This window comes from Bacillus sp. C1 (assembly GCF_054570475.1).
This window is the reverse complement of sequence record NZ_JBTMZT010000019.1, coordinates 1-25,033: the sequence shown is the minus strand read 5'-3', so window position 1 is coordinate 25,033 and position 25,033 is coordinate 1. Positions and strand designations below refer to the sequence as shown.

Here is a 25,033-nt window from a genome sequence, read left to right as displayed (position 1 = left end):
TTACTCTTCTCTTCATCGCATGTGATTTTTTAACATATTATCACAAGTACTTATTATTGTAAATAATAAAAGTGAGAATAATCAAATTATTTACTGCGTATTTATTTTCGCTTTACGAGCCATCCGACAAACGAAACGCATTAGTTTTTTATGGAGAAACGGAAAGAGTGTAAAGCATATATCCATTGTTTTTCTTAACGGCATTGGACAAATCATTAATTGATTTTTCTCGATACCTGTAAGAGCAATTTGTGCAAATTTATCTGCGGAAATCGGTTTATTCATTTTTAACTGATCTATAATAATAGCCTTATTTATATGAATCGCTTCTGCCTTCTGAAATATTGGTGTGTCTACAAAAGTTGGACATAATACACTCACCTTAACACCGTAAGCTTCCGCTTCATAATGTAATGATGTTGTTAATCCTACAATTGCATGTTTCGTTGTTGCATATGCAGCACAGAGCGGAGCAGGCCCTAATTCCGTTGCTGAAGCTGTGTTTATGATATAGCCAAATCCTTGCTTTTTCATAAGTGAATATGCAGCCTGAGTGCCATAAATAACACCGTGAAGATTAATATCTATAATTTTTTTCCAATCCTCTCGTGACATATCGAATACCTCTCCGTACATAGCAATTCCAGCATTGTTAAACATATAATCAATTCTTCCAAATTCATGATTGATTTCTGATACAAGGGTTTCGATATCATTCGCCTCAGTCACATTTAGGAAAGCGAATTTAGCTTTTTTTCCGTTATTAACAATATCACTTGCTACTGCTTCACCATCTATTTTATTAATATCAGCTACAATAACAAAGATACCTTTATTCGATAACGCTATACATAAAGCTCGACCAATCCCAGAAGCTCCACCGGTTACAATTGCCACCTTCTGTTCATCCAACATAGAGCCCTCCTGACATCATAATAATACACGCCCTAAAAATTGAACGATTGTTCTAATTTAGCGAAAAATAAAAGCATTTAATTCTCTTTATCCCTTAGTTTTTGGATTATATGTGCATATTGATTCGCAACGATTGTAGCACCATTACTGTTTAGATGCACCCCGTCTAATGTTAATTGAAGCCCACGTTTTTCCGATATATAATCGATTCGCTTTTCTTTTCTTAAAAACAATGCTTCAAAAACTATTTTCATTGGTTTTGTCGTAATATATTCAGAACTATTCTTTTTTGCAAGAGTTTTTGTAAACTCTTTGTGCAAATCAAGATAATATACATTTTGGTATTGTTGAGACAATGAACAAATAATCGTTCCTAGTTCATATGTTTTTTTATTCCATTCATTGTCTACTATTTCTCCTATGATGGTAGGTGATACTGCAATCACTTTTTTTGACCTAGTGAGTAGTTTTTCAAGAACTTTTTGATATTGTTCAGTAAATTCTTCATGGTTTGATACGACTGGTTGCGCTTTTACACCTAATATTTTGGCGTAAATATCATTTACTCCTATCCAAAGAAATGACATGTCGAATGTTTCATCATCTTTAGCCCGCTTGATTCGATTATATAAACCCGTTACTGTTTCACCTGGTTTTCCTAAGTTATATAAAGTGTCATTTGGAAATTGATCTCTCAATATTTTGTAAAAAGAAATACCTGGTCTTCCCTCAGTTAAACTGTCTCCAAATAATGCTATTTTCATTTCTCACGCCCCCATAATTCGTATTTCTTTACATGAAATAAAAGACGAGTATGAATTAGGTACTTTTTTGGGAAATGGATAACAAAAATATGGTGATCGCTTCTTCAAATAGATGTTGTAATTTTTCAGATTCAACTGTGTGGATAAATTGACATAAACCACCTAGCCATGAACCTAATAGAATACTTGTTTTCTCAACATCTTCTATTTTAAATTCGCTATTTCTCACGCCTTCTTCTAAAATATGTTGATATGCTTGTAAAGGAATAATTGCTAATCCATATAGTTTCTGTACTGTAGAAGGATTGGTTGTAGGATCTGATGCAAGTTCTTGCCCAGCTCTTAATAAAGGGGTTTTGTAATTATAAAGTACGTGCTTAGCCATTCCATATAACTTTTCTGTTGCTGTGCGATACTTCTTGGTTGTTGTTTGCCATTTCTCATCCCATTGCTTTATACCTTTTTGGGCCAAATATACAAATAAGTTTTCCTTATTTTGATAATGATAATAAATATGTCCTTTACTATAACCAGAGGCCTTTGCAATATCTTCAACAGAAGTTTTTGCATAACCTTTTCGAGAAAATAATTCCATTGCTTTTTCAGCTATTACTTGTCTTGCTTGTTCACTATCATAGCGCCTTTTATTCAATTGTTTGCTCCTCCCCCTTTTATTTTGAAAATTTGAACAGTCGTTCTAATTTTAGTTTATGTAAAATTTCGATATTGAGCAACTGTTTTTGTTATTTGGTTTAATTTTTTGTTTTTTAAATACGGTGAATGAAATTACTTATTATGATGTCCCAAATATTTAGAGGATTTTGTACACTAAGCATACAGGCTAAATCTATATTTTACTAAAATGTTCTATCTTTATTTTTAATTTACAACTACAAAAAGTCGGTTTTTCCTCTGTTAAAGGGAATTACCGACTTTTGCACTCTTTCCCATCAATCTATCCTATTAAGATCTTCTCTTCTGCATAGCGTATCTTACTGTCTTTATTTCCAGCCATTGCAAGCGCAAATGCCATTGTTAAAGGACCTAATCTACCTATAAACATCATCACTGTAATCAAAATACGTCCTATAGGGGTGAGATCGCCTGTAAATCCTGCACTCAGTCCTACTGTACCAAATGCAGAAACAGTTTCAAACAGAATTTTTGAGAGTTCAGCCCCTTTTTCCGTAATCGTAAGTAAAAAGAATATGATGAAGATAAAAAGAATGGCTGTAGTAGCGATTGACAATGCCCTATTAACTTGTCCTTGTGGAATTCTTTTCTTAAATACGTTAATGTCGTCCTTATTTTTTATTACTGCCCAAAGTGAAAGTAGAAGAAGTATAGCTGTAGTAACTTTAATCCCTCCACCAGTTGAGCCTGAAGATGCTCCTATGAACATTAAACCTATGATATAGACTTGAGAACTTATTGTCATTTGACCAATGTCAATTGTATTAAATCCAGCGGTTCTAGGTACGGTTCCTTGAAAATACGCTGCCCATAGCTTATCCCCCAATGGTAAAGAACCTAGTGTAGAAGGATTATGATATTCTAAACCTAAAATCACGAATGGACTAATTGTATTAAGAAGAAGTGTACCACCTAAAACGAGCTTGGTATGTAGTGAAAGCTTCCTCAAGTTTTTTTTCTCAAGTATATCCAGAATAACTGTAAACCCTATACCACCTGTCATGAATAAAACCGTAATCATGATGTTAACGATAGGATCACCTACCCACTTACTGAGGTTATCAAGTTCTAATCCAAACCCGGCATTATTAAATGCGGAAATGGAGTGAAAGATACCATAATATATCGCTTTTTGCCAGGGCATCTCATATGACCAACGAATGGCTAAAACTAGAGCTCCGAGCAACTCAGTAGCAAGTGTAATAATAATGATTCTCTGAACTAATTTTATAATCCCTTGCAAAGACAAGGAATTAATGGACTCTTGAAGCAGAAGTCTCTTCCTCAATCCGATTTTTTTCCCTAATATAAGAAACATCAAAATTCCACTGGTCATAAATCCCCAACCACCAAGTTGAATAAGAATAAGTAAAACAACTTGTCCAAATAAAGTAAATGTGGTCCCAGTGTCAACTACTGCAAGCCCTGTGACACATACAGCAGATGTAGATTCAAAAAGAGCATCAATAAATGATAAATGATGACGATCTTGGGTTGATATAGGTAACATGAGTAAAAAGGTTCCAACTAAAATTAAGCTTAAAAAACCTAATACTAAAATATGTGCTGGATTTAATTTGAAGAATAGGTTTTGTTTTTTAAAAATTTTATGAACCAAAATAAGAACTCCCCTCAAATGGTAAATGTATATGGATGATAAGTTTTCCCATAAAAACAATACCTTATAAAGAACAACAGTGTGATATAAATAAAAAAAGCCCTCTTTTCGTAGATAAGACTTAATAAAATAAATTGCAGAAAGGTTGGATTTAGGCTGAGACACGTGTATATCTCGGCTGACCCTCTTCCCCTAACATTTTTTGATGAATTTCCATTCTTTTCACCTATCAGATCATGTGTAAATTAGGACAGCACTTTATACTCATCAAAATAAGGAAATATACTTGTCGACAATTAGCCACAGAAATACTCTTCATTTTTTAAATCGTACTTTATTGTCTTTACATATATTTGTAAAGAGAATGGAGGGAAAGAAATGAGAATTGCATATACAGAAAATGATGTGAGCTTGTTAGCTCGTCTAATGAGAGCAGAAGCTGAAGGAGAAGGACAACAAGGGATGCTAGATGTTGGAAATGTCGGTGTGAACAGAGTAATGTGTGATTGTCTAGACTTTAAAGGTATTACAAATATTGGGCAAATGGTATACCAACAGCAAGGTGGAAATTATTCATTCGAAGCTGTGACGAAAGGATATTTTTATCAACGCGCAAGAGAAGTTGACAAGGAACTGGCAAGGAAATGCCTGGAATATTGGCGAGGACGTCCCGCAACCAATTCTCTTTGGTTTTTTAATCCTGTAGGAGATTGTCCGCCCGTTTGGTGGAATCAAACATTAGCGGGACAATATAAAGAACATTGTTTCTACCAACCAAATAGCGCTGAGTGTCCAAAAGTATATTCTGGAAGATAAAGTTTATTTAATAAATATTTAAAATTGCTCTCCCCTATTTTAAAAATGCTATATGGATTATTTGATGTAGCTGAAAAATCCTTTTAAAATTCATTTTCCCTTTCAAAAGTTAATGAAAAAGCCTTGGCTATGTTAACTATAATAGCCAGGCTTTTTCTATTGGTATTCCCCTAATGGATTACTACACGCGCTTACTAGTCCTTTAAAAAGAATTATCATCCAGATTTTCTTCCATTAATCCATGATTCATGTTTTTTCCGTAAAATATTTCATCCATTTCTGTTTTTAACTTTTGAGTAATTTCCTCTTGTTCTTTTATCGATAATTTTTCTTGTGTATATCCAAATAGGTAGTTATTCAAATCAAATTCTTTTCGTTTACATTTTGTATGAAAAATATGTTCTTGATAAACATTGACATCAATCATATCGTAGAGGTTTTTCACGTTATTGGGAATGTAATTTTGTATAGAACTTATTTCATGATCAATAAATAATTTGTTCCCTGTTATATCTCTTGTAAAACCCCGAACGCGGTAATCAATTGTCATAATATCTGTATCAAATGAGTGAATTAAATAGTTTAACGCTTTAAGGGGTGAGATTTCTCCGCATGTTGCTACATCAATATCTGCTCGAAAAGTACTGATGCCTTCATCTGGATGATATTCAGGATACGTATGTACCGTAATATGACTTTTATCTAACTGCATGACAACTGAATCAGGAAGTGGTCCAGGCGATTCAGTGAATGATTCTGTCGGAACTTCTACTACCGGACCTTCTGACACTAATATCGTTACACTTGCTCCTTGTGGTACATAGTCTTGCTTAGCGATATTTAATACATGCGCACCTATAATATCCGAGACATGTTTCAAAATTTTAGTTAGTCGGTCTGCATTATATTGTTCATCTATGTATTCTATATAAGCTTCTCGTTCTTCTTTTGTTTTTGTATAGCAAATATCATACATATTAAAACTTAATGATTTTGTGAGGTTATTAAATCCGTGTAATTGAATCCGTTGTTCTGGTGTTAGTTTCATGTTAAAATTCCCCATTCTTATTTCTTCGGATTAATAAAATTTTATAAATCCGTTATGAAATATAGTTCCATTCTGGGATTTTTTCATGCATTTTCTTTTGAAATCGAATTACTTGTATGAACAACGCCACGCTATTTGGCGACGGTTTAAGTATTGTCTATATAATTTATTGTAAAAATACGGTAAATGAAATTTAGAATTTCATGCATCAAAAAAAAGAAAAGACATGTAGGCTCCACAAGAACTCATACATCTTTTCTTTTTTATGTTTTAAACTAATTACATACGATGTCAGCTTCAATCATTTCGATTAATCAAAACATTATTTGTTCAAATCTTTTTTCGTTATTTCACTTCGAATATTCACTTCTTTTGAGAATTCAGTGTCATTTTTTAAGTTATTTAACTGTTTTTCTTTCTGCTTTCGATTATCATTTCGGTTCGTCATCATCTATCCCTCCTCTTACGGACATTCGTATCTATTTTGTACAAAGGGAGGGATTTCATACTGATAATTTCATGAGTATAATTCTGCCCGATATCTTTCTAACATATTGGGACATGATAAGGAATGAGGTGACTGTAATGAAAAATGAAATATTAAAATTAGTGCCCGAAACGGTAAAAAAGTTAATTCAAAAAGAAGTTAAAGATAAAGAACGATGTATCATTGATTTAATTATTGAAGATGCAACTGCATATGGATTTGAACCAGAGCAAATCATACCTTGTATCATGGCTGCTTTTTATGCTTCTGAATCGGCGTCTTATCCAAATGAAACAGACGATGAATCGATACAAACCTTAGTTTTTCACACAGCTATTCGTTCGGCAATGAAACTTTTATCTTACGGTAAATTTAATGCAAAGCAATCAGAGAGTGGCTGGATGAGATATACAGATCATTGAATGGATTTTATTTTGAAGTGAAAGATTTCGATTATCAAATCACGAGAGCCTCTTACTTAATGACAAAATGTTTAACAACCTCGCTTTATTTTAAATACAAAATTATGTATCAGTTTCATCTAATAGTCCTTTTGCTAACAATTACCGAGAACTATAAACGTTTTTCTAAAAGGTTGGTAAAATTGTATCAAAATTAGATTTTATGCTTGGAAGTGTTTTTCTTGCATGCTATTTCGAACATTTATTCTTCTCACAATAAAGATGAGTACAACTGTACCCAATAAGCAGGTTGCTCCCCCTGCTCCTATTAAGACGATTGAAACTCCAAGCCACTTGGCAAGGAGAGAGCCTGTAGCAGGTGCAATAAGCATAGAGAATGTTTGTAATGATGTGGCCGCAGCGGATACTCTGCCCATCATTTGCTTAGGTGTCTCGGACTGTAAAATAAATCCATAAGGTGCCGCTTGACCAGAACCTATGAAGCCAAGGAAAAATGCACCAATTACCCAACCTAATTGTGGAAGATTAACAATTCCTATACTACCTAGCCCCATTATAATGATTAAAGAGCCGCTAAAAAGAAATGCGCTTGCCATTACATGTATAGGTTTTCTCTTCCAATGTGTCCAGTTCCCCATTAAAAGGGAACCTACCACGCTCCCTAGACCTACAGCACTAATTAATAGTCCAAAATCCCCTTCAGTAAAGCCAAGATTTTGAGCAATAAATATTAATAGTCCATCGTATAGGAAAATGATAAAAAACGCTACGGAAGATAGAATTACTGAACTTTTTAATAATGGATTATAAGAAATATGCTTAATACCATCCAATAGTTCTTTCCAAAAATGATCATTATCTCTATTTTTAAGTGTATTTTTAACTTTCATATCTTTTTCATCTATGTTAGGAAGGTTTAATAAGAAGAATATAGCAATGAAAAAAATAACCGCTTCAAATAAAAATGGACTTTTGGCTCCAAATAAAGCTATGATGCCCCCACCAAGTGCAGGACCTATAATTTTCATCGTGTTAGTAGAAAGTTGGCTAAGTGTTACCGCCTCTGGAAGGTGATTATCAGGAATCGTATACCTAATCATACTTTGTCTGGCCGGATCGTAAATTGCCGCTACTGTTCCTTTCAAAAATACAAATATTAAAAGGATATAAAGGTTCGAAGCAAAGAATAATCCTCCTACAAAAATAATCCTTAAAAGTAAACAAATAACCATCGTTTGCTTTTTGGGAAGGCGATCCACAAATACACTTGCAAAAGGACCTATAATCACCCAAGGTAGACCTAATACAATGATGACTGCGGCAATGGCTGTTTCATCTAGCCTCCAGTAGTAAGCAACAATCACCTGTAACGCAATAAAATCAAGCCAATTACCAAGATCTGAAAATAGCTGCGCACCAAATAACGAACGAAATGGACGGAATTTTAAAGGCTTACATATACCAGCTTTCATGTATTATTTCCCCTTTTCTTCTTGGATTGCTTCTTTCCGCCTTGCTAGTAGTTTTTCTGTATTTCCATTTGGATCCTGTCCTATTGGAAGTTGATCTTTTTCCAATGCGTGTATCGATTCTTCAATCCATTTCAACTCAGCTTCTAGTCGTATTTCGGCATAACGAATTCCTAACATACCAAAATTACTGATGTAAGAACTTCCATTTGTTGCCCATCCTTTCACAAATTCAAGTACATCCTCAGTAGCCTCTTTTCTTTTCAGAAGATGACTGATTAATATGGAACTTTCCATGTCCTCGTGCCAACTGGATATCTTCATTAATAATTCGTCTCGAATTTTCGGATAAGCTGGAGGTAACCGAAGCCAGTTTTCAAATTCCTCCCACCCTTTTGGAGTAAGTTCATACAGTTTCTTTTTACGTCCCTCTTCTTCTTGTTCGACAGGATAAATAAATCCTTCTTCTTCAAGCTTCTTTAATTTCGGATAAATGCTTCCGTAACTCATTCCCCAATATAAACCGGCAGCTTTATGTTCAAACTCCGAATTAATATTGTATCCTGTACTGGGCCAAAAACTTAAAACAGCAAGAATAGAATGTTCAATTGACAATATTACTATCTCCTTCCACCTATCATAATGATATATCAAATCGATATATCATTATGATAGGTCTTATCGTCACAAAAATCAATCGCATAATAAGAATTTTCTGAAATTTAGTTATATTTTCATTGCGCCATATGTCACTTTTAGGTTGGGAACCAATGAATTTAGCTGAAACTTTCTTCTCATTGTTAAAAGACAAGGGAACCGTCAGGAACGTGGGTTTGCTGTTGTAAATCCATGTTCCTGACGGTTCTCCTCAGTGAGGTAATTTTCCGCCTGCTAATGAAATAATTTTTTTAATATATGGAGATTTTTCATTTGTATACGACACTCGATCAAACGGATACTTCATAGCAAGCTCTTCTTTCAATTGCTTGTATTCCGCGCGTGCCCATTCATGTTGTCTCATAAAATCACGAAATAATACATTGTTTTTCCACTCTTGTTCGCCGTATGTATAGACATGTAAATGATGCGTACCTGCTCTCCACTTTCCTTTTCTAAAAAAACGTCTCTGTGGAAAATGTTTATGAAATATATATTCATACCCTATCGTTTGCAGTGGATCTATCCAGTGATCAACTACTTTTAAATCTTTAACACCTATCATCATATCAATGAGTGGTTTAGCAGCTAAACCTTCTATTGAAGTACTTCCGATATGTTCAATCGCTAAAATGTCCTTTTTTAATAATGATATGAATTTTTCTTTCTCCTTTAAAAACTCCTTATGCCAATTTACATTATACGGTTCAATGATTATTTCTTTATCCATCTCTTTCTCCTTTCGTACTTATAATCAAATATATATCACTGTTTAATTTGATTATATAAAACAAAAGGTGCAAAATGAATGTTAAAGTCCCCCTCCTTATCGTAGTAAAATAATTAATACATGAAGAAGTTCCATTTTTTCTGTATAATACTTAAGTACGGAAAACTACAATAATGAGGCATGTTAGATGAACTTTGAATACATTAATCAAAACGTATTAAATAATTTACTTTACATTTTAAGTAGTGTTTTTGTTTTTTATTTTATATACGATAACGTAACCTTTTTTAAAAAACACAAAAAAATACTTATTGTTATTTGCACAAGTGTACCATTAATCTTATGCATGAAATTCCCTATATATATTGATGAATATTGTGTTCATGATTTGAGACAAATTCCAATTCTTATAGGTACACTTTATGGCGGTCTACCCGTCGGAGTCGCTTTATTATGTATCATGCTGTTAATTCGATTTGTTTTTTATGGTGTTAACTTTTTAACAGTGATTGTTTATATTACTATTCTTATTTTCACTGCCTATTCTTCTTCTAAATTTAAACAATTAAACAGAAGAAAAAAACTTATTATGTCAATGGTTTTACCTTTTTTTCTTGCGATATTAACAACCTTTATTGCTGTGCTTGTATCAAATTTCCCAATTACAAAACCATATATCACTTATTTTATCCTACTGCCTCCTATTATCATGTTATTTGTTGTCTATATAAATGAGATTTTAAGAGATGCTGTTATTATGAGATCAAAATTAGTGAAAATGGAGAAGATGGAGATTGTGAGTCAACTTGCTGCGAGTATTTCACATGAAGTTAGAAATCCGCTTACTGTAGTACAAGGTTTTACGCAACTCCTTAAAGCTCCAGATTTATCACAGGAGTCACGTGAACAATATATTGCTCATATTCTGGGAGAGTTAAAACGCGCTCAAGTTATCATTGATGATTATTTAACATTCGCCAAGCCAGCATCACAAAATGTTGATACGATTGAAATAGATCAAGAATTAAAAAGAATAATAAGCATGATGATGCCCTTATGTAATATGAGTTCGATACATGTTTCTGAAAATTTAGGGACAGGTTCTATCACTGGAAATACACAACTTTTTCAGCAATGTTTTTTAAATTTAATAAAAAATAGTATTGAAGCGATGCCTACTGGTGGAAAACTAAGTGTCAAATCTGCTACTTATGCAAATAAAATTACTATTGTTATTACAGATAGTGGGATCGGTATGACGCGAGAGCAAATAAACAGATTTGGCGAACCTTATTTTAGTACGAAAACAAAAGGAACAGGTTTAGGTACTATGGTGGCAGTAAAAATCATTGAAACGATGAATGGTACTTTGCATATAAATAGCATTGTGAACAAAGGAACCACTTTAACGATTACTTTCCCACAAAATAATGATATCACTTAATATACTTATATAATTTGAGTCATTATGATTCTAAAAAATTTCAATATAAAAAAGGAGCTATCATGCTCCTTTTTTATATTGATACTTAAAAAGTATCTTTAATAGTTTTTTTGTTTACATGATTCTGTGACGGATCACTCAAAACCTATATCGCTTTTAATACCCTCCGCCCCAGCAGCTGCACCCAACGATAATTAATAAAATAAACAGTACAACTAATAAAGCAAATCCTCCACCAAAACCGCAAGAACCACCGTAACTCATATTTTCTTCCTCCTTTTAATATAAAACTGATGGGTAATTGATCGTTTATTAACGGGTTCGTATTATACATTATGTTTGGATGCAATTTTGGAGCATGTCTTGAGTAAAATAAAAAAAGAAACTCCTTCGAGTTCCTAATCTTCCTAAAATAACATGGTGAAGACTTACCATGGGTACCAAAACCCTTCGAAAACATAAAATTTTAAGTAAATAGCCAATAATAAAATGATAATGCCAATAACGAGACCTATATAATCTTCTTGTTTTGCTTTTGTTGTAAAATACCATGTTCGCTTCTCTTTTTTTCCGAATCCTCGTAAATCCATTGCATTTGAAACAGTATCAATCCGCTCTAAAGAATGAATAACAAGTGGCCAAAAAATAAGTAACCGATTTTTAATCCGTTCTAAAACATGTGCCTCTCCTCTTTCAAATGGTAATCCTCTCGCTTCTTGGGCGTGTTTAATCAATTTGTACTCAGCTTGTATATTTGGTATGTAACGGAGCGCGATGTTTATCGCATAGGCAATCTTATAAGGTAAACCAATTTTATATAAGCTGCTAGCAAACTCACTTGGATGTGTTGTATAAATAAAAATAAGTGTAAATGGTAATAACGTAAAATACTTTAATGAGAGCGTAAGAGCATAAAAAAGTGTTTCAAGTGTAATCGTAGCATATCCAATATACAAGAATGCTGTACTTGTGCCGGTTAACTCAGATCCATGGGCTGGTGTAATCATTAAAATCATCACGGAATTTAACATACTAAATACGAAAATAACACTAAATATAACTGCAACTTTTTTTACAGGAACTTTAGCAATCACTAACCCTAAACAACCAATAAAAAATAAGCATAATAAAATACGAAAATCAAAAAACAGAAACGTAAGAGTCATCCAAATGATAAATAACAACAATTTAATTGCACCATCCATACGATGAAAATATGTATGATGATCTATATAAAATAAATCTGATTCACTCATAATCCCCCCTCCTTTTTGCCTCTATATACATTTGTACAAAAACTGTTGGAAACGGGATTTGACTCAATTTTGCTAATGTTGTAAGTGAGCTTTCCTGTAAATTAGCTTGTTGTAATACTTCGCTATTTGCTAATACGATTGGAACAACATCATCAGCAAGAATTCCCCCTTTATTTAAGATAACTGCACGGTCTGCATATTCTAAAGCTAAGTTCATATCATGTGTAATAAAGATGAATGCCATTCCTTGTTTCGCTAATCGATTTATACAAGACATAAATTGTTTATAATGAAAAACATCTTGTCCCGCTGTTGGCTCGTCTAAGATGATAAGCTTCGGATTTCTTGTTAAAACTGATGCAATGGTAAGCCTCTTTTTTTGACCGTAACTTAATGCCTGAATCGGCCAATTTCGAAATGGATATAATCCACAAATTCGCAATGCATCTTCCACTCGTTTATTTATTTCAGGACTAGAAGCTTTCTTCAATTTTAATGAAAAAGCAACTTCATCCCAAACAGTAGATTGTGTAATCATATGATTAGGATTTTGCATGACATAGGAGATTACTTCTCCTCGTTTCCGAATCGACCATGAACTTATATTTTCATGATCAAGTACAATCTTCCCGTCCGTCACTTTGTTCATTCCCGTTAATATATGTGCAAATGTAGATTTACCTGCACCATTATGGCCTAATAATGCTACAATTTCCCCTTTTGGTATAGAGAGCGTTATATCCTTTAATGAAAAATCTTCGTGAGAATATGAAAATGATATATTTTCTATTTCACATAAAATTTCTTTTTTCTGTTGTTTTTTAGACATAGTAGCGTTTAGCATCCATTGTTTAACCGCTCTATGCAACTTCTCGCGATTTAAAGTTTCAATCGGATATATTTCTTCATCTAAGCTATTCATTTTTATATTTTTTAATACTTCAATATATACAGGTTCTCTTAAACCTATTTTTTGTAGTATATTTGTTTGTAAAATTCTCTTCGGTGAATCAACCGCTACAATTTTACCTTCTTCTATTAATATAATTTTATCGAGGTCTAATTTTAGTATTTCTTCTATTCTATGTTCTATAATAACAACCGTTTTGTTACATTGTTGATGTATTTTCTGTATAACTTCTATTGTTTTTAAACTACTTATAGGATCTAAGTTTGCTAATGGTTCATCAAATAGTAATATGTCAGCTTCCGTCGTTAATAGCCCAGCAAGAGAAACAGTTTGTTTTTGCCCACCCGATAATTCATGTGGACTTCGTGAATGAAATGTATGCATCTGTACTTTTTGTAGCGCTTCTTCCACAATGATCTTCATTTTTTTCTGTTCTACACAATCATTTTCTAATGAAAAAGCAACATCTTCTCCTACAGTTAAACCAATAAACTGAGAATCTTGATCTTGCAAAATAGTTCCGACATGCTTACTTTGTTCAAAAATACTCCCTTTTCGTGGATCCTTACCGCATATCGAAATTTTCCCAGTACTTGTTCCCTCATACGAAAAAGGGATAAGCCCATTTATACAATGGGCCAATGTTGATTTTCCTGAGCCGCTTCGGCCAGCAATCAATACTTTTTCTCCTGGATAAATGTGAAATGTAACATCCTTTAAAGTAGGTTCTGTCACTTGTTTATATTGAAATGTAAATTGTTCAAAAGAAATAATCGGCTTCATTGTAATCTCCCTACTTTTCAATTTTCAAATGTGTATGTTTTTTATTTGCTTTGGCCAATCCAATTGTGATTGGTAAACCGAGAATTAAAAATACAAGAACATCTGCAAGTGTTGCACCAAGTACTTGAATCATAATTTTATCTACAGGTTCTCCCATAATGATAATATCAAAAGCACCAGCAAATATAATTGCAATGACAATCCCAATGAAACCTGTTACAGCAAAATATGAAATATCTCGATTACGAAATGTTCCATTTTTCACACTGAAACTTGCTCGTTTTTGTACAAGCCCCATCGTAAATCCAATAATACCGGAACTAAGCACCCATCCCCACCATATTCCCCATCCAGCGATTGTATCTGTCACTGTATGACCGATAAGTCCAATTAAAAGTCCTGCAATTGGCCCGAAAATCGCCCCAAAAATTGTTAATATAGCTAAAGCAGGCTTTATAAATGTATTTGGCGCAATTGAAAATCCCCATAGACCTAATACCCCATATATTGCAGCACCGATTCCAATTGCTACGACTAATTTTGTAGATAATTTGTTCATATGAACTCCCCTTTCATTCTAGTTAGTCTATATTAGTCCTATATGTAAAAAAAAATTGAATTATGCGTCTTCACTTCCTTTCTTCCCAATAAAAAATGACCTCTTATAGAAGAGGTCATTTTTTATTTCGATATGATCCTCTTATCTTTCAAAAGACAATATGTCTTCTGCGGAATTAGCACCTTCCTATTCGTATGAATATAGGGGTTGCTGAGGTTTCATAGGGCCGTTCCCTTCACCTCTCTGGATAAGTATTCGTTTGTAAGTTGTATTATTGCATTAACGCAAATTAATTTCAATATTTTTCTTACTATTTCTATTTTTTTGTGAACCAAACGAATAATTCATTGTATTCTTATCGGAATTATGGAATAATTGACGTAACAAAATATATTAAGAGGAGGAATTAGACGTGAAAGTAATCGGATTAATTGGTGGGTTAAGTTGGGAATCAACGTCTCTTTATTATAAACATATTAATACGCTAACGCTATCTCAGTATAATCATCACGCAAAGCTTGTCCTATATAGCATGGACTTTGGTGAAGTAACAAATTTATTACAAAATCAACAATATGAAGAAGTGCAAAGTCAACTCGTTCAAGCGGCGAAAAAAATAGAACATTCTGGTGCAGATTGTATACTTATGTGTTCAAATACAGTACATCAATTTGCGAACGGAGTAGAACAAGCAGTGTCTATTCCCCTTCTTCATATTGGCGATGTAAGTGCTGAAGAAATTGTCGCACATGATGTGAAACGGATTGGTTTACTTGGAACAAAACAAACAATGGAGCAGGATTTTTACAAAGGAAGACTAGCTAACTATGGTATTGAAACGATCATTCCGAAAGAAGATGAACGAAATTTCATTCATCATGTTATCCTTCAAGAATTAAGTAACGGTATTATTTCACAGCAATCCAAAGCTCGTTTCTTAGAAATCATTCAAAACCTTATGGAATATGGTGCAGAAGGAATTTTGTTAGGTTGTACAGAAATACCGTTACTGATTTCGCAAAAAGATCTTTCTGTTCCTGTATTTGACACCGCTTTTTTACATGCTAAAAATGCCGTACAATTCGCTGGATAATAGATAAATTATAAGAATTTTGTAGTTCTCAAACTTGAATATATAGCAGAAGCTATCTTACAAATTATAAGATAGCTTCTTGTTTCTATTATTTTATATAACTCTTCATAAAGCTTCTGTTATAAGTGCCGCTGGTGCATGAGAAATCATTTGCTCACTTGGAAACACTGGTAAATAGATTGTAACCGATGTCCCGATTCCTACTTCACTCATAATACTAATTTTCCCTTGATGACTTTCAATAATCTTATAACTAAGCATAAGTCCAAGGCCAGTTCCTTTCTCTTTCGTACTATAAAAAGGTTCTCCAAGTTTTTTAATTCTTTCTTTAGGAATTCCTACGCCCTCGTCAACGATATGAATCATAACTTCTTCACGCTCTGACCTTTTCACATAAATAGAGATCTCCCCTCCATTTGGCATTGCTTCAATCGAGTTTTGTAGAACATTAATAAAGACTTGTTTTAATTGATTTTCACAACAATCCATCATTAACTCTTTTGATTCGAGATGAAGATTAATTTGAATATTTGTCATAATTGCCTTCGTATTAATTAATGAAACGACATTTTTTAATATGGAGCACAGGTTTTTCTTTTCAGTTGGAATGACATCTGTTTTTGCAATCGATAAAAATTCATGAAGTATAACTTCAATTCGTTCAATTTCTGATAGCATCAGATCAAAATATTTATCTTGATCTTCTTGATTAATTTGAAATAATTGAATAAACCCTTTAATTACTGTCAGTGGATTTCTGACTTCATGAGCTACCCCAGCAGCTAACTGTCCAATTGCCGCAAGTGTATCTGATTTATTCAATAATTCTTCTGTCTTTTTGCGTTCTGTAATATCACGGACAATGATCATAATTTTATCTTCTAATAATGGTAAACATCTAGCTTCAAAGAAACTAATACTCCCCTTAAGTAAGAGCTGATATTCAACAATAACAGTTGATCCTTTTTGCTGCACTTCGTAAATTGCTCCACGAAATTGCTGGGCTACAGAGGAAGGTAAGACTTCATAAAACTTTTTCCCCATAAAAGATGCCGCAGGTACGTAAAACTGAGCTGGTGAACCAGCTTTATAATCTATAATTGTTCCATCAGCTTCTGTTAAAAAACATAAATCAGGTAATGCTTTGAAAATAAGTTCTAGTTCAGATGTTTGTTGCTTTAATTGCTCTTCCATTTCTTTGCGATGAGTAATATCAACACCAACTGCCCAATAACTATAGCTGGGTACGGGGAACTGCTCTGAAATATTTGACCACGTAATTGTTTTTATTTCCCCATTTTTACATGTTAAATTCATTTCCCAATCTCGAAAACTTTTTCCGCGAGTTGAAAATTTCTTTTGAATTTGCTTACGGTAATGTTCGTCAGGATATAGCAGCTCAAGTGCTTTTGGATTTCCAACGATTTCGTCTGCCGCATAGCCTGTTACAAGCTCACATTCCCTATTCCATAATATAAAATTCCCCTCTTTATCAAGAGCATCAACCATGATGGGCATATTTTGTAAAATTGTATGTAGCTGTTCTTCTTTTTGAGAAAGTAAATGTATATTTTTTGTTTGATTTTGAAGTTTATTCATTGCATTATCTACAATGAGATTTGAAAACATTTCGAAGTATTTTTGACACGTACGAATATCCGTTTTTATTGAATAGGCAACAAATGACCCTAGATGTTGCTCGTGTAAAAAAAACGGAATTTCTATTTTTGTAAGTTGTATATGTTCTTCTTGGTTCACACCAAATGAAAAAACACATTCCCTATTTTGATCAAGAAGTTGATGCGAAACGTTTGTTAAATTATAAAATTGTTCTGCCATGGTTTCTATTGTTTTCACATCAATGAGTTCCAATAGCCGCGCATTCATTCTTTTTCCACCTCTATATGTAAAATTAATACCATTTTTTATTCACGCTTCTCCATTATACGAATAATGTTCTCATAGGTATATAGAAATAGCATAATTGTTCAAATAAATTTTATTTTTCAATAAAAAAGTGGTCAAAATGGTGTAAACTATAGTCCCTTACGCATAATAGAGTCGGAATATTCACAAATTATTCATAAATGATTTTAAAAATACATACAAAAACTCCAATATATTCTATATAATAGGGCGTAATAAGGCTTCTATGGATCTCATAGAATACCTTACCCCTAATAAAAAGTAAAAAAGAATCCTTTTTGGATTCTTTTTTACTTTTTTACTATGACATATTCATAAAGAGCGTGTGCAACTCCGTGCTCTTCATTCGATAGCGTTTCATAATGACACAGTTGCTTGATTTCTTCCACTGCACTTCCCATCGCGATAGACACATGTGCCTTTTCCATCATAGAAACATCATTTAGCCCATCCCCTATCGCAACAGTGTTTTCTAATGGAATATCTAGATGTTCTGCTAAAGTGTATAAGCCATTTCCTTTTTGAGCATTACAATGATTAATCTCTAAATTATGCCAATACGAAGCTGTAATTGCTAACTCTGTATTATGTTGAAAATGTTTTTTTAACTGTTGCAATTTCTCTACATTATAGGAAAACGGTAACAGTTTATGCACATGAATGTCTGCTTCTAATATTGATTTGCAGCTTTCTGTTATATGGAAGGCTGTATGTTCAAGATACAGTGCTGCGATAAGTTCAAGCTCCTTCTGATCAATAGCCGTATTTTCCTTTTTCATCCATTCCATATCATGCTTTACACTTTCTTCACCATATGCCGGGACGTATACACCTCGGTCTGTATATAGTTGATAATATATACGATTTTGTTCCAGGTACTCGACAATTTCAAGTGCCTGCAATTTTTGAATCGGATATCGTTTCATCATTTTTTGATCTACATAAATAAGAGCCCCGTTTTCTGCGATAATTGGACATTGTAAATCAGCTTCCAGTAGTAAACGCTCAATATCTACAATAGAACGTCCTGTACAAATCGCCACTACATGCCCATCTTCCTGACATTTCCGAATCGCTGCTGCATTTTCTTTACTAATTATTTTATTTTCTGAAAGAAGAGTCCCATCTAAATCAATTGTAATAAGTTTCATTGTTCCGTCACCGCTTTCTATAAATAAACATGCTTATATAAATATCCAAAACGAGATATCGTTTTCATATTTACTTCGTCAAACACAATTTAGTTATAATTTATGAAAAGCGTTTCAGGTCAAGATATATTTTTCAGCTCGTTTGAAAAATTTGTAGATATTGTGTTTGAAACGTATTATTAAAAACAAAGTGGCTTACAATTTCTACAAGTAATTTATAGTACATCGTAACGTTCACTTAAAGATTTACATGTTGTTAGTGAGCCGCTTTTTATAAAAAATACCATAAAAAGAAAATATAATGAATGAAAATGAGATTTATTATCAATACTATAATTAATAAAAGGGCAACCGTCAGATGGTTACCCTTTATCGTTTAAGCTTCAGGAATGAATGTTTTGCAATCCGTTTCTTCCGTTGTAGATGCTTGGTTACCTCTATGACTTACTACGTAAATTGCCTCTGCATTGCATTTGTTTCCGTTACCCCAATATTTACAGTTGTTTACTTCACATAAAACATCTTGTGCCATAAGTATCACACCTCCTTATTCTTTTATCATTAACAAATTTAAGAGGTATGATACCATTTGATGATCTATTTTTTACTTTTGACGTATTTCTTTATTAAAAACTTTTTTTCGAGTCGAAACTATCGTATTTAGCTTTGTATATATGCATCTGGTTTCCTTTAGGAATTAAGATTCCTGCGAGGCAGCACTTCCTGTATTAGAAGTTCCTACTACTGGTTTTAAATGATATATGGGCAAAATAAATAATGCACCAATAACGAATAGTAATGCTGTTCCTTCATACATTGTGCTAAGTGAAAACACTTCTTTTAATGAACCAGCAATACTCATTGTTAATACCATCGAACCTGTAAATAAAGGACTCAAAATTCCATTTACCCGTCCAATAAAGTCTGTGTCTGAATTTTGAATAATTAATGTATTTATCCCGATTTGGATACAAGGAAGAGCGAGACCACTGAAAAACTGAGCGATAAGTGTGATCCATAGATTTGTAGAAAATCCAATGATACCAATACCGATTGCCTGTGCAAACATCCCTAAAATTAACATCTTTTGCGGAGCGATATTTTTCGCAAATACCATTGCTAAAGCTCCACCAATAATCATCCCAGCTCCATTTACAGTAAGTAACCATTGCAAGCTTTCTTTTGATAAACCTAATTGTTCTGTCACGATAAAAATGCCGAGTGGTTGAATGAGTCCAATTCCTAACCCTGCTGCCATAAAACAAACACCGAGTAATGTTAGTGCTTTCTTTGCTTTTACATATTTAACTCCGTCTACCATTTCTTGTCGTAAACTCATTTTTTTCTTTTCTTCTTGTTTTTCAATATCTTTTGGCAAAAATAATAACACGAAAGCTGCAAGTAAAAAAGCAAGCCCTGTCACAACAATGGAAATATAGATCCCGAAAGCTTGAAAGATAAACGTACCAAGTATGGGACCTAAGATCATAAAGATCGCAAAAATGGTTTGGTATAAAGACATAGCTAGTTGTACTTCTTCCGTAGAAAGATGCTGCTTAAATAATTTCATACCTGACGGCTGTGAAAACTGTGAAAGAATCGCTGAAATGAGTGTGACAAAAAATACAATTTTCCACGTACCAAACATCAGTGTGAAAAGGACTGCAAATACAGATAAAGAACTTAAAATTTCACACCAAATCATCGTCCTTTTTGGTTTCCACCTATCCGCAAACGTCCCCCCTATAAATGAAAAAATAAAAATCGGTGCGAACTCCGCAACTGAAATCATCGAAATCGCAAAAGCATCACCATTCGTCATTTCCATAACATAAAGCAGTACTGCAAAATTCCGAATCCAAATCCCTACTTGTAAGCATAATGCTGAAGCAAGAATCGCTTGCACAAATCGATTTTTTAATACTACAGATGCACTTGCCTTTTGATTTACTTCTACATTCATTGACATAAAAAGCCCCCTATTCCGCATTCTGAATAGGAGGCAGCACAATATCATATTATAAAAGACAGGTCCATTCGCAGCGCGAAAATACATCCCTTTTACATATAAAAATGCACATACTAATCCTATTCAGAAGAATATTTCGTTTTATAACGAAGATTTCTTAAAAAAATAGAATTAGTTGATCATTGGGATGTCTTCACCCTTCCATTTCGGTTTAAAATCACACATACATACTCTATGTGAACGGTTTAAAATGTATGCACGTCTCAATAACCTATTCTAGAAAGATAATGGTAATTCCTCTAAAGATCGCATTAAATAATTCCCCTGCCACTTAATTTTTTCTTGATTGCCTTTTATTTGTATGTCAGGCATACGTTTTAACAATGTAGCAATCGCAATTTTTGCTTCCAAACGAGCAAGTGACGCTCCTAAACAAAAATGACTGCCATGACCAAAGGCAATATGTCTGTTATGTTCCCTTGTAATATCAAAAACTTCCGGATTCACAAAGACACTTTCATCACGATTTGCAGAAGCTAATGAAATAGTCACCATATCCCCTTTTTGAATTTCTTGCTCATGGATCATAATAGGTTCAGCGGCCCAGCGCTCTGTCGTAACTTCAACAGGAGAATAGTAACGTAATCCTTCCTCAACTGCTGAATCAATGAGCTCTGGATTTTCTTTTAATAATTGTAGTTGATCTGGATTCTCCAATAACGCTAATACTGTATTTGTAATGAGATTCACAGTCGTTTCATGCCCAGCTACAATAAGCAGCATAATCATTGAATAAAGCTCTAGTACACTTAATTTGTTTCCTTCGTTTTCAGCTTGAATCAATGCGCTAACTAAGTCTTCTTGTGGATCTTTCCTTTTTTCATCAACTAAATATTGAAGATATGTAATAAACCCGGATAGTTGTTCTTCTGTTTCCTTTATTTCCTCTGGCGTTTCAGGTGAAGCGATTACCGCATGAGACCATATTCTAAATTTCTCTTGATCTTCTTTTGGAATACCTAACATTTCACTAATTACATTAATCGGTAAAGGAAATGCATAGTCATTAACAAGATTCAGTGACTGCTTAAACTCTACATGATCTAATAAAGTATCCGCGATATTCTGAATACGTTCATCTAATTGTGAAATCATTTTAGGAGTAAAGGCTTTTTGAACAAGTGTCCGTAAACGATTGTGGTCAGGTGCATCTGAATTTAACATATGTTTCGTTAAATGGTCACTATTTTCAACAGTGAGAAATGGATTCGGTATCTCTTGAGAAAATACATTATCTGGATTTTTCTTTAAACGTGAATCTTTCAAAAGTGGTAATGCATCTTCATACCTTGTAATAAGCCATTCTGTGCCTAGCTCACTTTTATCTACAAACAAAATCGGTTGTGATATTCTTGATTCTTTATAAATTTCATAAGCATTCTCTTTAAACTCTGCAGAAGCTAACTGAATACCATCTTCTATTTGATAACCAACCTTGTTTTTAAAAGACATTACATTCCCTCACTCCCATTTATTTATAAAAAACACTTCAACATATGAATTATAACGCATTGGAGAATAGAAAAATGTAAATTTTCAGTTGAAATATCACTTTAAAACTTGAAAAAAATACACACGATTACAAAAAAACGAAGAGAAGAACACTCTTCCCTCCGATTTTTCTCTAAGAAATACACATAAAATTACTAATTTGCTGGTATCGGTAACTTACTTTTCGGCGCCGCCCGGCTTGCCAAGTGTATCCGGATACTCCGCTTCTTCTCACTTCTGTTGGGAAAAACCATAAATCTCTTCCAAACGAACCTGGTCGGTGCAGGCGTAAAAATCCCCATCTTCCCAAGCAATTGCACATTCCAGCTTTTATATTACCGCTTTGCGTAGGATGTGCAAATGTTGACGGTGCAGAAGGTGCATGTAATGGAGGTGGCGATGTAGGAGCATCTTCCGCATCATCAGGTCGATACTCTTCCAGTTCGGCATCTCTCATTTCATCGGTCGTTTCATAACTAGGGATTTGTTGGTTATAATATGCTGGTTGATTATAGTCTACATAAGGAAAATAAGCCTGTTGATTGTACATAAAAAAATCACCTCATATAATTTGATTACTTTATCCAATCATATGTTGTATCGCTTTTATAGGTAGCTTATTTATATAGCCCAAAATGAAATGAAGCTTTTTATGAATCCAAATAGTTATTTTTCTATTTATCCTCTTCACTTCTCTTTAAACCTTGAAATAGATGTCTTACTCTCCATTTATGCAAGCTAAAATAAAAGAGTGCTATTTGATCTTTTTCAAATAGCACTCTTTAGCGATTTATAATATAGTTTTTCTTACTTCACTTCTTTAACTTAACACTATAGTAGCGCATTGCTTTTAACGTACCTTCCATTTCAAATACACCTTGCTGGATTAATGTACGCAAGCGATATTCCAAAAAAATATCTCCAACTGACTGTTCTATTTGACCGAGAGCTTCTCCAATAAGCCGCGCTGATTTATAAAATTGTTCTTCTGTTGCATCTTTCTCCAGATTCTTTGCACATTCAATGATAAAAGAATCGAAATAACTTTCTTGTACGGACAAAACTTTACTGTCTTGCCAAATTCGTAATGAATCTGTAGTTTTAGAGAATAGCTCCCATTCTTGTTTAAAACCTTTTCGTTCTTCCTCGGTTAGTAATGCAAAGTTCTCATATTTTTCATAAATAATTGCTAGTTGCCCTGGAGATAACTCCCCTGTTCCGCGTATATCATATCCTTCTGAGAGCAGTTCTTTATATGCTTTTGATGTATTAATTACACGAATATTATCCCGATTTTGCAAATGCGCAAGTACAAAACAAAGACCAACATGTTCGTGTGCATTATCGGCTTTCCAAATTGTAATTGGTATATTTTGAGGAATAGACTGCAATTCTTCCATTGATTGTCTAAATGTTGATAAGTACTCTTCTTCAAAATAAAGATCATGGGAGTTTAAACTTCTAGATAGCCATTGCTGACGAGCTACTTGCCCAGCTTCCAACTCCAATTGATGAATGGGGCCAATAGAGAATGCATCCGAGAAAAGAATAACATAGTCTTCTGTTACATTAGCTTGTTTCAACATGTACTTAATACAACCGGCTGGCGATTCACCAAATGCAATATGCACATGCTTACTCTCTTTAATATGTAGCTTAGGCTTTTGTGATTCAATAAGTTGTTTTGGGATTTCTGTTAATATTGCCATCCTATCTTCGCTTTGCTCTGTGTCCATTAAATCAAGTTGAAGTAAAATGAGACGGAGTAATGACTTTGCTTCATCTTCTGGCATATTATCGATTATTTCACTTAACGTATCTATCATGTATTCCCCTCTATTCATTTCTAAAATAATGTAATTTATAGTGTAACATATAATGAGCGCATGCTATTGATTTCATTTGATAATCACTAAGAAAAATGAAAAAGCTAAAAAAGCACATAGTGGAATGAATAGCATCGTATCCATCTTCGCAAAATATGTATCTTTTTTTCGCTTGAAAACACCAAAATACTTGAACTCTCCAACAACCCTAAGTCCAAATACAACCATACAAATCCAAGAACAGATTTGAACAATGACACGTGGAATAAAAAAGGAGATAAGGTTTACCTGTAATAACAGAAGTAACGCCGCTACACATAGTAATAGCGCTACTAATAATGTCATACTCGTTCTAGGAGAAAAAACTTTTTCTCCTGACTCAGTTGGAATTGCCGCCTTTATTCCCCATTTCCCTCCAAATGCCCAATAAACATGTACTAAGCTGATACAAAACAGAAGACTTGCTGCTAAGATGATGATAACTAGCATTGTTAACACCTCCGTAATTTTATATATAAATCCAAATTAAAAAACGAACATCAAACCATTCTTTTTAGATTGATGAGAGCATCCGGCCAGGCATAGGAGCGGTCAGTGCCTTTTTTAGCCCCATTCCATGTGAAAACAGAAGGAGAAAATGAGCGAAGGTCTCTGTTTGTTCTTCATAACCATGGTGTATCTGTTAGAAAATCAAAATGGATTTATATATAGCGCTACACTTCACATATTAAGGGTGTTACGTCACTGAAAATTGCTGCATAAGTGCTTCTCGCATCATTTCAGCTGGATATTTTGGGAGTTTCAACATAATCATACGGTTTAAGTCATGATTTAACGAATTCCCCGAAAGAATTCTCCTTCCTCAAGCGTGTGAAGGGCTTAGCCCAACGGTAGGTGGGAGATGAATTTCGGTTTGGCATAGCCAAAAGGCTTTGCCTTTTATTTT

General features: G+C 33.7%; 25 protein-coding genes, 1 riboswitch and 1 other annotated feature (1 of these 27 cut by a window edge). Of the genes, 4 read left to right on the top strand and 21 right to left on the bottom strand.

Annotation, left to right across the window (positions count from 1 at the left end; genetic code table 11):
* Positions 1–25: a binding site (T-box leader), on the bottom strand (it extends 232 nt beyond the left edge of the window).
* Positions 26–90: 65 nt separating this feature from the next.
* From ACX5JI_RS25315 to ACX5JI_RS25300, 4 genes are all read right to left on the bottom strand, one after another.
* Positions 91–912, bottom strand: coding sequence for an SDR family NAD(P)-dependent oxidoreductase (locus ACX5JI_RS25315; RefSeq protein ID WP_459503738.1), 822 nt, complete (start codon positions 910–912; stop codon positions 91–93).
* 80 nt (positions 913–992) lie between these two features.
* A complete protein-coding gene (locus tag ACX5JI_RS25310) occupies positions 993–1,679 on the bottom strand; it encodes an SGNH/GDSL hydrolase family protein (protein ID WP_459503737.1) in 687 nt (228 codons plus the stop codon).
* A gap of 55 nt (positions 1,680–1,734) precedes the next feature.
* Positions 1,735–2,331, bottom strand: coding sequence for a TetR/AcrR family transcriptional regulator (locus ACX5JI_RS25305; RefSeq protein WP_459503736.1), 597 nt, complete (start codon positions 2,329–2,331; stop codon positions 1,735–1,737).
* 303 nt (positions 2,332–2,634) lie between these two features.
* Positions 2,635–3,990 carry a TrkH family potassium uptake protein gene (locus ACX5JI_RS25300; RefSeq protein WP_459503735.1) on the bottom strand — a complete coding sequence of 452 codons (1,356 nt, stop codon included), beginning with the start codon at positions 3,988–3,990 and terminating at the stop codon, positions 2,635–2,637.
* A gap of 378 nt (positions 3,991–4,368) precedes the next feature.
* On the opposite strand from ACX5JI_RS25300, the gene ACX5JI_RS25295 reads away from it, so the two are divergent.
* Positions 4,369–4,806 (top strand): cell wall hydrolase, encoded by a 438-nt coding sequence (locus ACX5JI_RS25295; RefSeq protein ID WP_459503734.1) that lies wholly within the window; start codon positions 4,369–4,371, stop codon positions 4,804–4,806.
* 202 nt (positions 4,807–5,008) lie between these two features.
* Here the strand turns inward: ACX5JI_RS25295 and speD are convergent, their stop codons facing one another.
* Together speD and ACX5JI_RS25285 are read right to left on the bottom strand one after the other, a co-directional pair.
* Positions 5,009–5,854 carry an adenosylmethionine decarboxylase gene (gene speD, locus ACX5JI_RS25290; RefSeq protein WP_459503733.1) on the bottom strand — a complete coding sequence of 282 codons (846 nt, stop codon included), beginning with the start codon at positions 5,852–5,854 and terminating at the stop codon, positions 5,009–5,011.
* A 322-nt stretch (positions 5,855–6,176) separates the two neighbouring features.
* Positions 6,177–6,302, bottom strand: a complete 126-nt coding sequence (locus ACX5JI_RS25285) for a hypothetical protein (RefSeq protein ID WP_459503732.1) — start codon at positions 6,300–6,302, stop codon at positions 6,177–6,179.
* A gap of 137 nt (positions 6,303–6,439) precedes the next feature.
* Between ACX5JI_RS25285 and ACX5JI_RS25280 the strand changes: the two genes are divergently transcribed.
* A complete protein-coding gene (locus ACX5JI_RS25280) occupies positions 6,440–6,763 on the top strand; it encodes a hypothetical protein (protein WP_459503731.1) in 324 nt (107 codons plus the stop codon).
* Positions 6,764–6,963: 200 nt separating this feature from the next.
* Here the strand turns inward: ACX5JI_RS25280 and ACX5JI_RS25275 are convergent, their stop codons facing one another.
* The 3 genes from ACX5JI_RS25275 to ACX5JI_RS25265 all read right to left on the bottom strand — a co-directional run bounded on the left by ACX5JI_RS25275 (position 6,964) and on the right by ACX5JI_RS25265 (position 9,619).
* Complete coding sequence (locus tag ACX5JI_RS25275) at positions 6,964–8,235, bottom strand: MFS transporter (protein ID WP_459503730.1); 1,272 nt, start codon at positions 8,233–8,235, stop codon at positions 6,964–6,966.
* A gap of 3 nt (positions 8,236–8,238) precedes the next feature.
* Positions 8,239–8,847 (bottom strand): PadR family transcriptional regulator, encoded by a 609-nt coding sequence (locus ACX5JI_RS25270; RefSeq protein ID WP_459503729.1) that lies wholly within the window; start codon positions 8,845–8,847, stop codon positions 8,239–8,241.
* Positions 8,848–9,100: 253 nt separating this feature from the next.
* On the bottom strand, positions 9,101–9,619 hold the full coding sequence (locus ACX5JI_RS25265) for a GrpB family protein (protein ID WP_459503728.1): 519 nt from the start codon (positions 9,617–9,619) through the stop codon (positions 9,101–9,103).
* A gap of 187 nt (positions 9,620–9,806) precedes the next feature.
* Here ACX5JI_RS25265 and ACX5JI_RS25260 point away from each other — a divergent pair, with 187 nt between their 5' ends.
* Positions 9,807–11,063, top strand: coding sequence for a sensor histidine kinase (locus ACX5JI_RS25260; protein ID WP_459503727.1), 1,257 nt, complete (start codon positions 9,807–9,809; stop codon positions 11,061–11,063).
* A gap of 156 nt (positions 11,064–11,219) precedes the next feature.
* Here the strand turns inward: ACX5JI_RS25260 and ACX5JI_RS25255 are convergent, their stop codons facing one another.
* The 4 genes from ACX5JI_RS25255 to ACX5JI_RS25240 form a co-directional block, all read right to left on the bottom strand.
* Positions 11,220–11,327 (bottom strand): YjcZ family sporulation protein, encoded by a 108-nt coding sequence (locus ACX5JI_RS25255; protein WP_000120182.1) that lies wholly within the window; start codon positions 11,325–11,327, stop codon positions 11,220–11,222.
* A 164-nt stretch (positions 11,328–11,491) separates the two neighbouring features.
* The gene (locus tag ACX5JI_RS25250) at positions 11,492–12,319 is read right to left on the bottom strand and encodes an energy-coupling factor transporter transmembrane component T family protein (protein ID WP_459503726.1); all 828 of its coding nucleotides are present in this window, start codon (positions 12,317–12,319) and stop codon (positions 11,492–11,494) included.
* The gene (locus ACX5JI_RS25245) at positions 12,312–14,012 is read right to left on the bottom strand and encodes an ABC transporter ATP-binding protein (protein WP_459503724.1); all 1,701 of its coding nucleotides are present in this window, start codon (positions 14,010–14,012) and stop codon (positions 12,312–12,314) included. The genes ACX5JI_RS25250 and ACX5JI_RS25245 overlap by 8 nt, the downstream gene beginning before the upstream one ends.
* Positions 14,013–14,022: 10 nt before the next feature.
* Complete coding sequence (locus ACX5JI_RS25240) at positions 14,023–14,571, bottom strand: ECF-type riboflavin transporter substrate-binding protein (RefSeq protein WP_459503722.1); 549 nt, start codon at positions 14,569–14,571, stop codon at positions 14,023–14,025.
* 138 nt (positions 14,572–14,709) lie between these two features.
* A riboswitch (SAM riboswitch) is annotated at positions 14,710–14,825 on the bottom strand.
* 158 nt (positions 14,826–14,983) lie between these two features.
* Here ACX5JI_RS25240 and ACX5JI_RS25235 point away from each other — a divergent pair.
* Complete coding sequence (locus tag ACX5JI_RS25235; protein ID WP_459503721.1) at positions 14,984–15,664, top strand: aspartate/glutamate racemase family protein; 681 nt, start codon at positions 14,984–14,986, stop codon at positions 15,662–15,664.
* A 105-nt stretch (positions 15,665–15,769) separates the two neighbouring features.
* Here the strand turns inward: ACX5JI_RS25235 and ACX5JI_RS25230 are convergent, their stop codons facing one another.
* From ACX5JI_RS25230 to ACX5JI_RS25195, 8 genes are all read right to left on the bottom strand, one after another.
* A complete protein-coding gene (locus ACX5JI_RS25230) occupies positions 15,770–17,551 on the bottom strand; it encodes a PAS domain-containing sensor histidine kinase (protein ID WP_459503720.1) in 1,782 nt (593 codons plus the stop codon).
* A 329-nt stretch (positions 17,552–17,880) separates the two neighbouring features.
* Complete coding sequence (locus tag ACX5JI_RS25225) at positions 17,881–18,741, bottom strand: Cof-type HAD-IIB family hydrolase (RefSeq protein ID WP_459503718.1); 861 nt, start codon at positions 18,739–18,741, stop codon at positions 17,881–17,883.
* A 376-nt stretch (positions 18,742–19,117) separates the two neighbouring features.
* A complete protein-coding gene (locus ACX5JI_RS25220) occupies positions 19,118–19,273 on the bottom strand; it encodes a DUF1540 domain-containing protein (RefSeq protein ID WP_459503716.1) in 156 nt (51 codons plus the stop codon).
* 165 nt (positions 19,274–19,438) lie between these two features.
* Positions 19,439–20,710: an MFS transporter gene (locus ACX5JI_RS25215; RefSeq protein ID WP_459503715.1), complete on the bottom strand. Its 1,272-nt coding sequence runs from the start codon at positions 20,708–20,710 to the stop codon at positions 19,439–19,441.
* 276 nt (positions 20,711–20,986) lie between these two features.
* Positions 20,987–22,222: a cytochrome P450 family protein gene (locus ACX5JI_RS25210; RefSeq protein WP_459503713.1), complete on the bottom strand. Its 1,236-nt coding sequence runs from the start codon at positions 22,220–22,222 to the stop codon at positions 20,987–20,989.
* A gap of 172 nt (positions 22,223–22,394) precedes the next feature.
* Entirely contained in the window at positions 22,395–22,811 is a 417-nt protein-coding gene (locus tag ACX5JI_RS25205) for a hypothetical protein (protein ID WP_459503712.1), read from the bottom strand.
* A 262-nt stretch (positions 22,812–23,073) separates the two neighbouring features.
* The gene (locus ACX5JI_RS25200) at positions 23,074–24,087 is read right to left on the bottom strand and encodes a DUF1835 domain-containing protein (protein ID WP_459503711.1); all 1,014 of its coding nucleotides are present in this window, start codon (positions 24,085–24,087) and stop codon (positions 23,074–23,076) included.
* 72 nt (positions 24,088–24,159) lie between these two features.
* The gene (locus tag ACX5JI_RS25195; RefSeq protein ID WP_459503710.1) at positions 24,160–24,576 is read right to left on the bottom strand and encodes a DUF3995 domain-containing protein; all 417 of its coding nucleotides are present in this window, start codon (positions 24,574–24,576) and stop codon (positions 24,160–24,162) included.
* Positions 24,577–25,033: the final 457 nt, after the last annotated feature.

Coding starts and splice junctions, on each gene's coding strand:
- ACX5JI_RS25285 (WP_459503732.1), bottom strand. CDS start 6,302: ATGACGAACCGAAATGATAATCGAAAGCAGAAAGAAAAACAGTTAAAT.
- ACX5JI_RS25200 (WP_459503711.1), bottom strand. CDS start 24,087: ATGATAGATACGTTAAGTGAAATAATCGATAATATGCCAGAAGATGAA.
- ACX5JI_RS25255 (WP_000120182.1), bottom strand. CDS start 11,327: ATGAGTTACGGTGGTTCTTGCGGTTTTGGTGGAGGATTTGCTTTATTA.
- ACX5JI_RS25295 (WP_459503734.1), top strand. CDS start 4,369: ATGAGAATTGCATATACAGAAAATGATGTGAGCTTGTTAGCTCGTCTA.
- ACX5JI_RS25260 (WP_459503727.1), top strand. CDS start 9,807: ATGAACTTTGAATACATTAATCAAAACGTATTAAATAATTTACTTTAC.
- ACX5JI_RS25195 (WP_459503710.1), bottom strand. CDS start 24,576: ATGCTAGTTATCATCATCTTAGCAGCAAGTCTTCTGTTTTGTATCAGC.
- ACX5JI_RS25215 (WP_459503715.1), bottom strand. CDS start 20,710: ATGTCAATGAATGTAGAAGTAAATCAAAAGGCAAGTGCATCTGTAGTA.
- ACX5JI_RS25210 (WP_459503713.1), bottom strand. CDS start 22,222: ATGTCTTTTAAAAACAAGGTTGGTTATCAAATAGAAGATGGTATTCAG.
- ACX5JI_RS25310 (WP_459503737.1), bottom strand. CDS start 1,679: ATGAAAATAGCATTATTTGGAGACAGTTTAACTGAGGGAAGACCAGGT.
- ACX5JI_RS25225 (WP_459503718.1), bottom strand. CDS start 18,741: ATGAAACTTATTACAATTGATTTAGATGGGACTCTTCTTTCAGAAAAT.
- ACX5JI_RS25245 (WP_459503724.1), bottom strand. CDS start 14,012: ATGAAGCCGATTATTTCTTTTGAACAATTTACATTTCAATATAAACAA.
- ACX5JI_RS25280 (WP_459503731.1), top strand. CDS start 6,440: ATGAAAAATGAAATATTAAAATTAGTGCCCGAAACGGTAAAAAAGTTA.
- ACX5JI_RS25240 (WP_459503722.1), bottom strand. CDS start 14,571: ATGAACAAATTATCTACAAAATTAGTCGTAGCAATTGGAATCGGTGCT.
- ACX5JI_RS25250 (WP_459503726.1), bottom strand. CDS start 12,319: ATGAGTGAATCAGATTTATTTTATATAGATCATCATACATATTTTCAT.
- ACX5JI_RS25265 (WP_459503728.1), bottom strand. CDS start 9,619: ATGGATAAAGAAATAATCATTGAACCGTATAATGTAAATTGGCATAAG.
- ACX5JI_RS25275 (WP_459503730.1), bottom strand. CDS start 8,235: ATGAAAGCTGGTATATGTAAGCCTTTAAAATTCCGTCCATTTCGTTCG.
- ACX5JI_RS25220 (WP_459503716.1), bottom strand. CDS start 19,273: ATGGCACAAGATGTTTTATGTGAAGTAAACAACTGTAAATATTGGGGT.
- speD (WP_459503733.1), bottom strand. CDS start 5,854: ATGAAACTAACACCAGAACAACGGATTCAATTACACGGATTTAATAAC.
- ACX5JI_RS25230 (WP_459503720.1), bottom strand. CDS start 17,551: ATGAATGCGCGGCTATTGGAACTCATTGATGTGAAAACAATAGAAACC.
- ACX5JI_RS25205 (WP_459503712.1), bottom strand. CDS start 22,811: ATGTACAATCAACAGGCTTATTTTCCTTATGTAGACTATAATCAACCA.